Annotated in this window: 9 protein-coding genes and 2 pseudogenes; 7 read left to right on the top strand and 4 right to left on the bottom strand. The window is 62.8% G+C overall.

Annotation, left to right across the window (positions count from 1 at the left end):
• Positions 1–4 precede the first annotated feature (4 nt).
• Complete coding sequence (locus SKC41_RS31270) at positions 5–877, top strand: threonine ammonia-lyase (RefSeq protein ID WP_442931877.1); 873 nt, start codon at positions 5–7, stop codon at positions 875–877.
• Between the two features lie 251 nt (positions 878–1128).
• Here the strand turns inward: SKC41_RS31270 and SKC41_RS31265 are convergent, their stop codons facing one another.
• Entirely contained in the window at positions 1129–2211 is a 1083-nt protein-coding gene (locus SKC41_RS31265; RefSeq protein WP_330981520.1) for a tyrosine-type recombinase/integrase, read from the bottom strand.
• 103 nt (positions 2212–2314) lie between these two features.
• On the opposite strand from SKC41_RS31265, the pseudogene SKC41_RS31260 reads away from it, so the two are divergent.
• The 4 genes and pseudogenes from SKC41_RS31260 to SKC41_RS31245 all read left to right on the top strand — a co-directional run bounded on the left by SKC41_RS31260 (position 2315) and on the right by SKC41_RS31245 (position 6182).
• Positions 2315–3418 (top strand): annotated as a pseudogene (locus tag SKC41_RS31260) (tyrosine-type recombinase/integrase).
• Positions 3415–3766: pseudogene (locus tag SKC41_RS31255) on the top strand (helix-turn-helix domain-containing protein). Before SKC41_RS31260 ends, SKC41_RS31255 begins: the two co-directional pseudogenes overlap by 4 nt.
• Before the next feature lie 376 nt (positions 3767–4142).
• Complete coding sequence (locus SKC41_RS31250) at positions 4143–5327, top strand: recombinase XerD (protein WP_330981519.1); 1185 nt, start codon at positions 4143–4145, stop codon at positions 5325–5327.
• A gap of 84 nt (positions 5328–5411) precedes the next feature.
• Positions 5412–6182, top strand: coding sequence for a sulfite exporter TauE/SafE family protein (locus SKC41_RS31245; RefSeq protein ID WP_330981518.1), 771 nt, complete (start codon positions 5412–5414; stop codon positions 6180–6182).
• A 555-nt stretch (positions 6183–6737) separates the two neighbouring features.
• On the opposite strand, the gene SKC41_RS31240 is transcribed toward SKC41_RS31245, so the two are convergent.
• From SKC41_RS31240 to SKC41_RS31230, 3 genes are all read right to left on the bottom strand, one after another.
• Positions 6738–7376 (bottom strand): Fic/DOC family protein, encoded by a 639-nt coding sequence (locus SKC41_RS31240; protein WP_330981517.1) that lies wholly within the window; start codon positions 7374–7376, stop codon positions 6738–6740.
• A gap of 11 nt (positions 7377–7387) precedes the next feature.
• The gene (locus SKC41_RS31235; RefSeq protein ID WP_145010566.1) at positions 7388–7570 is read right to left on the bottom strand and encodes a hypothetical protein; all 183 of its coding nucleotides are present in this window, start codon (positions 7568–7570) and stop codon (positions 7388–7390) included.
• Positions 7571–8066: 496 nt separating this feature from the next.
• A complete protein-coding gene (locus SKC41_RS31230; RefSeq protein ID WP_330981516.1) occupies positions 8067–8366 on the bottom strand; it encodes a hypothetical protein in 300 nt (99 codons plus the stop codon).
• A gap of 295 nt (positions 8367–8661) precedes the next feature.
• Between SKC41_RS31230 and SKC41_RS31980 the strand changes: the two genes are divergently transcribed.
• Both SKC41_RS31980 and SKC41_RS31225 read left to right on the top strand, forming a co-directional pair.
• Positions 8662–8898 (top strand): DUF3800 domain-containing protein, encoded by a 237-nt coding sequence (locus SKC41_RS31980; RefSeq protein ID WP_442931876.1) that lies wholly within the window; start codon positions 8662–8664, stop codon positions 8896–8898.
• Positions 8889–11632: AAA domain-containing protein (locus tag SKC41_RS31225; protein ID WP_330981515.1), on the top strand; the 2744-nt coding region annotated here is incomplete at its 3' end. The genes SKC41_RS31980 and SKC41_RS31225, both read left to right, overlap by 10 nt.

Here is an 11632-nt window from a genome sequence, read left to right as displayed (position 1 = left end):
GGGTTTGGCGATTTCTCATCCTGCCGCCGAAGGACCCGTCCTCCTCACATCCCGACCATGTCGGCGTCTACAACGTCATGACCCGCAACAGCTAGCCGACAAGGGCTCGCCCGCGGTGGTGTGTGGCAGCGCGGGCAACCTCGGGCAAGCCCTGGCTTGGTCTGGTCGCGCCAGGGGTCTCGAGGTCACGGTCGTGGCATCCCGGTTTGCACCTGCGGTCAAGCTCGATCGCATCCGCGCACTGGGCGCGAGATTGGAGTTAGTGGACGGCGATAACGAGATGGCCCGTGCCCGGGCGGCAGCCATCGCGCGGCATGACGGCATCGGGCTGCTCGATGACAGCTTGGACATCGAAACCTGTGAAGGCGCGGCGACCATTGGCCTGGAACTGGTGGAGGCCGTGTCGCCGTTCGACGCTGTGCTGATCGCTCTCGGGGGAGGAGCGCTGGCTACCGGTATCGGGCATGTGATGAAGGCCCTCGCGCCCGACGTCGAGGTGATCTGTGTTCAGCCGGCCGGCGCACCGGCGATGACACGCTCATGGCGTCAGCGGCACGTTGTCACTACCGACTCGACTGACACCATCGCAGACGCTGTCGCCGGCCGGTGTCCAATTCCGGAGGTCCTCAACGACCTCCTCCTGGTCGGCGACGACGCCGTCTTGGTCCAGGAAGCATCGATCATCGCCGCTATGCGGGTACTTCTGGAGGACGCTGGCCTCGTCGTCGAACCGGCGGCCGCGCTGGGCATCGCCGCCATCCTCGAAGACCGCGACCGCTTCGCGGGCCGACATGTGGTGACCATCGTCTGCGGCAGCAACGTCGACATGGACGCCTACTGCCGCTGGGTCGATGCGGCTGCCATCCACAGGCCTTGACATCTGTCCCCCGGTGGGGGAGCGGCACGTGCCGGTCCGGCTGCCCCCGATGTCGATCCTCGTCTTCGCCGCTGCCGGCCAGTGATGAGTCGATTCTCGTGCCGTCACTGCCTGCTGCAGGATTGGCGACTCGGCCACTCTTACGAGAGAACGTAGCAGGCGGCCGAATTATCGGCATAACTCGCGATGTGAAAGATAGTGGCGCACAACATGATAGCGAACATAGCGCAGTTTAGTTGACATAAGATAGCTTATCTAACACGAGAGTTCTTGGCGTCCTCGGTGTTTGGCATCTCAGACTCGCGTTCGATTAAGGATAGGAGGCCGTAGAGCGGGTTGAGTTCGGCGGCGGAGCGGGTGTCGGCGCCGGCGCCATCGACGTAGCGCTGTGAGGTGATCATCGATTCGTGGCCAAGCAGCTTCATTAGCGCGTAGACGCTCACATTTGCATTGGCGAGTTCGGTGGCGAAGGTGTGGCGCAGCCCGTGCACCAGAGCACCCGATGATCGTTCGCTGTTGATGCCGGCTTTCTTGAAGGCCCGCAGGATTCGGTATTGCAGCGTCCCGCGTGTGATCCGTTCACCGTTGGCCCCGAGAAAGAGCGGAGCCTTCACAGAGAATCTGGCGAATACGTCCGCGCTCGGTGAGCGCTTGCGTTCCTGTGGAAAGCGGGAGGCGCGGCTGTTGAGATACTGCTCCAAAACGTCGAGAAGCTCTCTGCTGAAAGGTATTCGGCGGTCCTTGTTGCCTTTGCCGTGGACATGCAGGACGCCGCCGCCGTCGTCGGTACGGCGGATGTCGCCAATATCTGCGCAAATGAGTTCCTCAGCCCGTAGGCCGGCCAAGAGGGAGGTGAAGACGATGGCGCGGTCGCGTTCGGGCCAGTCGTTGCGTCGCGCGGATCCCTGCTCGGCATCGATCGCGGCGACCAGGTCGGTGACAGTTTCGGTGCGATAGCTCTTCGGAAGGGACTTGGGCACTTTCGGCCGTCCGATGAGCGGCATGGGGTTGGCGTCGAGGAGTTCCGCTGTGAACAGGAAGGTGCACAAGGTGTTCCACGTGGACCAGCAGCGTCGTATCGAGGCGGGAGAGTGGGTTTCGGCGTAAACAGCGAACGCCGCACGTAGAGTCGCCTTGTTTATCTCGGTCGCTTTGAGCTGCAGCACATCTTCGGCCGAGCCGGCCACGAGCGTGGCGATCGCTTCGAAGTCTTGACGATAGGCCTTCGCGGTGTGCGGTGACGGCTTCCGGATCGCGCTATCAGCCAGGAAGTCGTTGAACCATCCCGGGTAAGCGATAGGGGATCCGTTCGGTTGCGGCGTCGTTCCAGGCACCCTCTCAGCATGGCAGCGTTTCGTGGATATCAGTGGTTATCCATGAAAAAGTACGCCGTTTTCATCAGATGAATCATCAGATGAGACTGAGCAGGAGGCCGATTTGCCCCTCGACAAGAGTGGTCGCGTACACGTCGTCGGGTCGGTTCCCCTGCTGCATCCGGAGGCGCAGACCGTCGACGAGATGCTCGAGGGCTGGCGCAACCAGCAAATGTGCCGCAACCTGGACCATGACGCGATCGCGGGACGAGTCCGCCTGGTCCATCGTTTCGTCGAGCACACCAACGAGTACCCGTGGATGTGGACGCCGGCTCTGGTCGAGGAGTTCTTCAGCGACCTACGGTCGGTCAAGGGACGCAGACAGTCGACTGTGCGTGGCTATCAAAATGCGTTGCGATTGTTCTGTTCTTATGTCAGCGATCCCGATTACGGTCGGGATCGGGTGTGCGAACAGCGGTTCGGCACGCATCCCGCTCAGGTGTTTTTCGACTAGAACACCGCGGTCCACGTGCAGGACAACGAGCAATCCCCGACGAAGCGAGCGTTCACCAAACGAGAGCTGCAAGATTTCTTCGACCATGCCGATGACCAGGTCGCGCTGATCGCGGCCTCAGCGCGTAAAGGCTGGCTGCCGGCCTACCGGGATGCTGCGATGTTCAAGGTCGCCTACTCCTACGGGCTGCGGTTCAACGAACTGCGCCATCTTCAAACCGTGGATTTCTCCCGCAACGCCCACGCCCGGGAGTTCGGCCGCTACGGCGTTGTCCAGGTCCGTTACGGCAAAGCAAAGAAGGGATCCCCACACAAGCGGCGCGGTGTCCTGACGGTCTTCACATGGACTCCCGAGGTGATCGGGCACTGGCTTGCCCACGGCCAGCGGTGTATGACCGATGGGATTGACCTATTCCCCAGCGAGCGAGGCACGTTGGTCGCTGAGAATACGCTGCTGCGTCGGTTCCGTCGGTATTGTCGGGATCTGGAGTTGGCAGATGGATTGGATCTGCACTCGTTGCGCCGCTCGTATGCCACCCACTTGATCGAAGACGGCTGGGATGCCAAGTTCGTCCAGGACCAAATGGGTCACGACCATGCCAGCACGACGTCCCTGTATACCTGTGTATCCAGCGACTACCGGGTTAGCACGTTGCGCCGGGTGTTGGATACCACCATCCAGGAGGCGCTTTCGTTAGGCGAGGAGACCTCATGAAACGGCGAGTCGACTACACCTGGAGATTGGCCGAGCTGATGGCCGCTCGCGGGATGCACAACAGTACCGACCTCATTCCCCTTCTTGCCGAACGGGGCATCCAACTGTCACGACCACAGGTGTATCGCGTGGTTCATCAACGCCCCGAACGGGTTTCACTGCAGATGATCGCCGCACTGTGCGATATCTTGGGCTGCGGCGTGGGAGGACCTCGTTACCGTGACCGCGGCCGACGTTCGCCGGCGCACAGCGTCCGCCAGCTCGCCGACAGTGCCGAGGCCCAACGTGGTCGAGCTCAATAAAGCGGTGCGTCCTCGCCGAGCAAGGGTGATCAGCGATGACGATTAGCCCTAACCGGCGCTCAACCAAACCGGGGCGCCCGCTAGTTACCGATGGGCAGTTCCGCTGCAGCCGGTGTCGGCGGATGGCTAACCAGTGCCGAGCGTCCTGGCCCGGAGAGCAACTGTGCTACAGCTGTTTCTACACTGCGATGCGCACACGCGGGGTCTGCCCGAGATGCGGTCACAACGGTGTGCTGCCCGGCCGAGCCGACAATGTCGACCACCGACCGATCTGTTTGGCGTGTGCAGGAATTCCCGGAGACTTCATCTGTCGACGCTGCGGGGGTGAAGGCGATTTTTACCGCCGCCGAACCTGTTCCCGGTGCGCCCTTCGCGAGGATCTGACCGCGTTGATAATCGACGGCGCCCACGATCCAGAGGCTATGGTGCCGATCGTCGACGCATTGTGCCGCGTCGACCGTCCCGCCAGCATCCTGAGCTGGAAGCGTTCGCCTAGAGTCGAGGAACTGCTGATGGGGCTGGCCTCCGGGCAGATCGCGTTGACCCATCAGGGCCTCGACGAAGCCGGCGCGGACAAAGCGACCAACCATCTACGGAGCCTGCTCGAACACGCCGGCATCTTGGTTGCGCGTGATGAACCGCTGGCCCGCTTCGAGCGTTGGCTCTCTGAGAAACTCGAGGCAGTGACCGAGCCATCGGTGCGCGGCGCGGTGGAACGATTCGCCGCATGGCATCACCTGCGTCAGCTACGCAAGGCGTCGGTTCCCGGACAAAGCTCTACTGCGGCCGCGCGATACGCCAAACAAGAGATCACCGAGGCGATCAAGTTCCTTACCTGGCTGCACAACACACATTGCCGCACCCTGGCCACCTGCCGGCAACAGGACGTCGATGAATGGCTCGCATCGGGTCCCACCACGAGACTCAAGGTCCGAAACCTGCTCGCCTGGGCCAAGAAAACCCGGCTGAACAACTCCGTGCAGATCACCCACCGACAGCCTCCCCCCAGCCGCGCGCTCACCGAAGAGCAGCGTCTGGCATGGCTTCGAGAACTTCTTCACGGAGATTCCGAATCACTGGCTTACCGTGTCGCCGGAATCCTTCTGCTGCTGTTCGCCCAGCCCCTGACCAAGATCGCGGCTCTCCCGACATCGGCAATCGCGTCCACGGAAAACGAAGTCCGGATCTCGCTGGGCCAAGAACCGATCCCCGTACCCCGGCCCTTCGCAGACATGCTGGCCAACCATATGCGACGCCGGCCGAATCTCGGAGCGGCAGGCGGGGTGGCGGACAGCCCGTGGCTGTTTCCGAGTGTGCGACCCGGTCGGCATCTCGGCCCGCAGATGATCATGGAACGGCTCGCACGACTTGGCATCGATCTGCTTGGCGCACGCAATACCGCCTTGCAGAGCCTCGTGGTGGCAGCGCCACCGCCGTTGGTTGCCGAACTACTCGGCTACAGCTACAACACCGCACAGCTCCATGCCGAGATCGCAGCCCAACCGTGGGCCCGCTACGTGACCAAAACAGCCGCTAAACACGCTACCGCCGAAATGGCCGAGGACGCGTCCACCGGCTGTACTCATTTGGCTGCGGGGGGAGTGTGACGGCCGCTCCTCAAGGCGCTGATCGAAACCCTGGCCACGACAGCACCGCGTCGTGATAGTGCAGTGGTGGATATAGCCGGGGTCATGCTCCTGAGCTTCGTTGCTGGCTTGGGGGTGGCGGTCCTCACCGCTCCGGTGGGCGTATCCGGCGCCGTGTTCTTGCTGCCCATTCAACTCACCGTTCTGCACGTTCCCAGCCCCGCGGTCACACCGACAAATCTCTTGTTCAACATCGTGGCGATCCCCGGAGCGCTCGCCCGCTACCGCGCCCAGGCACCGTTAAACAGTCCACTGACCACGGTGCTGCTCATCGGCACGCTGCCCGGAGTCGTGATCGGTGCGGTGATCCGGGTACTCCTGATCCCCGGATCACAAGCCTTCCGTATCTTGGTGGCCGCATTCCTTCTGCCACTGGGGATCTGGCTTTGCCTCCCGAGCAAGCAAGGGACCGCCTCGCCACCGGCAACACCACCACAGCGCTACTCCACGGTAGCGCTCGCCACCGCCGTCGGCGTGATCGGCGGGATCTACGGCATCGGTGGCGGATCACTGCTCAGCCCCATCCTGGTAGGCCGCGGGCTGCCGATCGCCATCGTGGCACCCGCCACCCTGGTCTCAACCTTCGTCACCTCGGCGGCCGGCGCGATCACCTACGTCGTTCTGGCCCTCGCCACCGCAGGACAGCACATCACACCCAACTGGACCATCGGACTCGTCGCCGGCGCCGGCGGACTCATCGGCGGCTACCTGGGCGCACGCCTGCAACCACGCCTACCCGAACGAATCCTCAAAGTGGGCCTCGGCATATCAGCCATCGCAACCGCAACTCTCTACGTGATCCAAGCGGTCCAATAACCCACAGACGAGGAAGCCGCGGAGCGCGAGCACCAGAGCCCTCAAGACGCCCTGCCAGGGTAGTTTTCTGGGTGCTTCCACACCCGCGACGACAAGCCATGGCAAATAACGGCTTCCGTGCCGCGCTGTCGTCTCAGAGCAGCTCTGGTTCAACGCCAATCGCTCGCAAAAGGCAAGCAAGCCGCGCCGAGAAGACCCGACTCAGCCCGAGCAGGACAGTCGAATACGACGCAATCGAATATGGAGAGTTACCGGTATTTGGGGCGTGTCGGCTGGGCGGGGGAGTGTCCGAGCGATCTGGGCCAAGGCCGCGACTCCTCGGCCCTGCGCATCACCACCAGGTCGTCCAGGGCTACCCCGCCCGAGCCGAGCGAGGATCAGAAGCATCTCATTGCTACTCCGACGATCACCCTTCGACCTAGAACTGAAGGGACACTAACAGCGACAACACTTTTCAGCGTTCAGCGACGGCCGCCGCATCGGCTGGATCCGTGGCTATTGCCGAGGTCCACGAGCGGCGGTCGAGTCAAAACGCTAGGCAGCCGCCCTGCCCGATCAGAAATCGTATGCAGGGTCAGCGTCGAGAATTCTCGCGAACATCGCTGCCAGCCCTGAGAGGTCGGATTCGGCTCGCGCGGCGTGGCATGCGCTGTGCAACTCGGTCAGGTCGGTCTTCTGCCAGTCGAGGCCGGCGCCGCGTTCTGAGAGGAGCAGGTCAAAGAACTCGCGGGTGGAGCGGCCGTTGCCCTCGCGAAAGGGATGGGCAAAGTTCGCGTAGTCGTACAGGTAGGCGACGGTGCGGGCGAGCTCAGCCTTGGGAACATCCCTGAGCCGGTCGAGCCGGTGGACCTCAGCGGCGACATGAGTCATCGGCTGGTTGATGCTGCCCGGGGGACAGAATGACTCTCCGCCCTTCTCGATGCCGACTGTCCGCAGATCACCCGCCCAGACGTACAGGTCTTGAAAGAGCTGACGGTGGATCGCGCGCAGGTGCGGCAAATCATATGTACGGTCACCCAGAATTTCGGGGGCCTCGCGAAGTTCGATAACCCGTGCCTCGACGAGATCGTTCTCCGCGTCCCGCAGCGCCTCCGTTGTCTGGGCACCGACACGATTCCTCAGAACGTTCGTGCCAGGAATGAAATAGCCCCGCCAATTCTGTTCGAGATCGCCGGTATCCCAGGGATGCGGCACTCCAGGCTCGGTTACGTCAGGTTGTACCGGCGCCGAACGCGATCGCGCAGCTCAGCGGCGGTGATGGTTCCACGGGCGTAGGCAACCTGGTCGGCGCGCGTGGCGTTGGTGCTGCGGGAACCTTCAAGTTCGGTGCTACGGCGGATCGCCCGCACGGCCTTCACCCGGCGCTTGGCCTTCTGCAGCTCGGTCACTCGGAACACCACCTTCCATGGAGTCCCTCCAGGATAGTCGACGCGGCTGACATCGGATGGAAGCGCGGGCACGCGGCGTGCAGGTGGCCAGCCGGTCATCAACGCTGGCACAGGATGCGCGCTGATGTCGTACGGCGTAGCTGCGGGACCGGGTTATCCGGCGTCGCCGATATCGAATACCTGAGCCTTCATGTTGCCGGCGCGACCGTGCGCTCACCGACGCTCTGCTGTTCACGTCACGAGTCGGCCGACGGGATCGACGACGGCGGTGTCCTCTGGCTTCGGGATCGTGCGCGCCTGTCCGTGCTCGTTCGTCTCAATGCTGTTGTCGTCATTTCCGCACTGGCGACTAACTGGTCCGTCTGTGCTGCAAAGACCAGCGGTTGATGGGCGGGCACAGACAGAGGGCTCGTGGCTCGGCACCGACATAGTCGGCAGTCATCGGCAATGTGGTGGCCGAGGTCCTCCTGGCCGGTTTCTCGTGGCCAGCGCGGGTTTAGCCCACCTCGGCAAGAAGCGCACCCATTTCTTCGAGAATGGCCTGGGGGCTCACGCCGGACCTCCTGGCCCCTACCTCCACGGCGAGGTTCGCGACTGTGGCCAGCCCCGAGAACAGCTGGGACATGGTGTCTTCCTCCGAGACGCCTGCGTCGGTGAAGTCGTTGAGCACCGATGTGAGCACTGCGTCGCGGCCGGCGGCGTCATTGGTCGCTCGACTGAATTGGACGATAGAGACGTAGGCGAGGGCGTTTTGCGCGGCCTGGAGCTGGAGTTCGGGTGTCCATTCGAATGTCATGTCAGAAGCGTAGGAAACCGGGGTGCAACCAACTGTCCTGTCCAGACGGCGGCGTGATGCAAGAGTTCAGCTGAGACACCATCGAAAACTGTTAGCTTCTGGCGGCTTCGGGGTGCGCAACAGATAGCCATGTCGGCTCTCTCAGGGTAACCGCCTGTGAGGGCACCGACCATGACACCTTTGTGATTCATCCACAAGCTGTTGCTGCCGACAGACGGAGTTACCCCCAAACCATCCACACGGCACGCACAGCAGCCGGTTTCTACTGTCCGGTGAGAGGTCTAGCCTCACCCACGTGGCCCAACCTGGCTATCGCGCCTACATCGACGAATCGGGACAGCCGGCGCGCACGCCGCGCTCCAGCCCGCATTTCGTGATGGCTGCTCACGCGCTCTCGGTGCTAGGCGACGATGCTCCCGCGGAGACGCGGATCGACATTTGCCGGGCAGTGGCTGCGCGTTCGCCCGGCTCTGTCGGCAGTAGCCAGTATCCTCTGTCCGGTCGAGCGGACGGGGACTTTGGATGCAGGTGATTGCTGAGCGGTACGTGGAGATCGCGAACACGCGGCGGGCCGGAGGCCAGGGTGACGTCTTCCAGGCCGCCGACATCCAGCAGGCCGGTCGCACTGTCGCGGTCAAAGTCATTCCTGCGGCATCCGATGATCTGTCCCGCATCTACTTCGAACGCGAAACAGCGGCACTGCGCACGCTTAGCCACCCGAACATCTTGGCGCTCCGCGACAGCGGGATAGACCAAGCCCGCGGCCTCTACTACGTCATCCTCGACTGGGTCCCTGAGACGATCAAGACCTGGTTAACAGGTTTCGCCGAGCCACCCGGATGGGACGACGTCGCTGAGTCCGTTGCGCTGCCCCTGGCCTCAGCGCTCGCGCATTCGCACTCGCTGTCAGTACTCCATCGCGACATCAAACCCGCAAATGTGTTGTGGGATGGGAAAACTCCACTTCTAGCCGATTTCGCGCTCAGTAAAATCAAAAACAAGATCGCCGGGGTACGCGATGCCACCGTCCTCGGCGCGACGTCCGGGCCGTGGGCGCCGCCCGATCAAGCCTCCCGCGGATCGACGCGATTCGACGTGTACGGCCTAGCGGCCACGCTGTTGCAATGCGTCACCCAACAGGAGTTTCAGGACTACCACCACATCGCCCAAGCGCTCGTCGATCCCGACCCACCACCGGAAGTGGTGGACCTTCTCACCCGAGCACTCGATCCCAATCCCGCTAATCGGCCCGCTGACGGCCAAGTCTTCTATTTTGAACTGCAGGCAATTCAGACAGCGCGTAGCGCGAAATGGCACCGGCGCAGGGAAATCGCGTTCGAACTGACGACGACAGCGCGGCAAGCACTCGAAGCAGAAGGAGGCGGGCGCAGCGCCGAAGCCGTCATCGACGGATGCCTTGGCTCGGCGACTTACGTTGTCCCGCGGTTGAAAACGTTGCCGGACGGGCGTTCTGAGCTGACAGCCGAAGAGTTCCGGTTGGTCGGCGACCAAGTCCAGCTCGTCCTTACTTTCGACAATGACTACAAGCTGGTCGCCAAACGCGCGGAAATCGGTGATTTCGAGCAATTCGCGACCTGGCGCAAACGCGACGAGGCTGTCCTGCTGGATGGTCGAGACTGGGTCTGGACCGCGCGTCGGCCGGCCAATCCCACTCAAACGGCGTTGGCTACCAAAGAGATCAGTCAGATTCTGCAGAAAGCCGTCCAGGACTCCGGAGACCGTACCACTGACCGCTATAGGCATGCGCGGCTCAACAATTGGTCAAAACTTATCGACGCGAAGGAGCAACTGGAGAAGCGCCTCGAGGAGCCCATCACTTATACCCACCTCGGGGGCTCTGGCCACGAGATCGTTCTACAGGCCGCCAGCCCGCCCACCACGGCGGTCCTGGACCAGGACCGTGTCGCCCGAGCGACAGACGAGGCGCCGGGTAAGGGGACACCGGTGACGATCGTCGACATCGACGGCACGGACGTCACCGTCCGCGTCACCACTCGCCGTGGCGGCGGCACCGTGCCGCGCGAGGGCGAGTTGGTGCGAGATCGCACTCCATCACGTGTGGCGATCCGGCGTCAGAAAGACGCGCTGGCCGCTTTGCGTGACGGGAGCGCAGCGAGGCCGCACCTGCGAGAGTTGGTCCTCGACCCGTCCCAAGTGCAACGCCCCGAACCGGTGGCCTTTACGCCACGCGCCGCTGATCTGGATGACGACAAAAAGGTTGCGATATCCCATGCGCTCGGATCAACCGATTTGTTCCTCGTCGAAGGGCCTCCAGGCACCGGCAAAACTTCCTTCATCTGCGAACTCGTCAACCAATACCTGGCCTCCCGGCCGCAGGACAAGGTACTCGTGGTCAGCCAGATGCACGTCGCGATCGATAACGCGATCACCCGGCTCTTCAGATCGGGAGTCACCGAAGTCGTGAGGCTGTCAAGCAACGACGACCGCGTCGACCCCGAGGCAAGTCACCTCCTGTTGAGCAACAAGCTCCAAGCCTGGGCGCAAGCAATCGCCGAGCGCGCCACCCAAGGAATGGCCGAACTCGCGCAACGCGAGGGCGTCCAAGTTGAGCATCTGGCTCTGGCGCTGCGCGCCGAAGAAGCACTGTCCGCGCTGCGCAAGCGCGACACGACCGCCGCGCTGGTAGGCCCGCTGACCGCCGAGGACCGGCTAGACAACGAAGAGCTGTCCGAAGAACGGGTGAGCCTGCTCGCTGATTATCGGCGCGCGACCGAACGCGCAGACGAGGTGTTGTCGTCGCTACAGACGATGGCCGCTGAGGTGGGGGTAGAGGTGGCCGCCAAGCCGGACGAGCAGCAGCTGGCCGGCCTGGTGACGCAGCTGCTCGGTGAGCCTGACACCGAACGTCGGCGGCTGCATCAATTGGTCGCAACCCAAGGTGACTGGTTGTCGAGTCTCAACGACCCCAAGGCCGCCGAACCGATGTTCCTGCCAACCCAAAGTGTCGTCGCGGGAACGTGTATGGGCTTTCTCTCCAACAGCAACATCCAGGAGATGCAGTTCGATCTATGCATCATCGACGAGGCCTCGCGTGCGACGGCGGCCGAACTGCTCGTCCCGATGACCCGGTCGAAGCGTTGGGTAATGGTCGGCGATCCCAAACAATTGCCACCGATGATGGAAGAAGTACTCGGGCGCGAACACAATGACCTCGTCGAAACCTATGACCTCGACCGGGTGTTCTTGTCGACCTCGCTATTCGACACTCTGCTCGCTGAAGTGCC

This window comes from Mycobacterium sp. 050128 (assembly GCF_036409155.1).
In the GTDB taxonomy this organism is placed as follows: domain Bacteria; phylum Actinomycetota; class Actinomycetes; order Mycobacteriales; family Mycobacteriaceae; genus Mycobacterium.
This window is presented reverse-complemented; position numbering and strand designations above follow the sequence as displayed.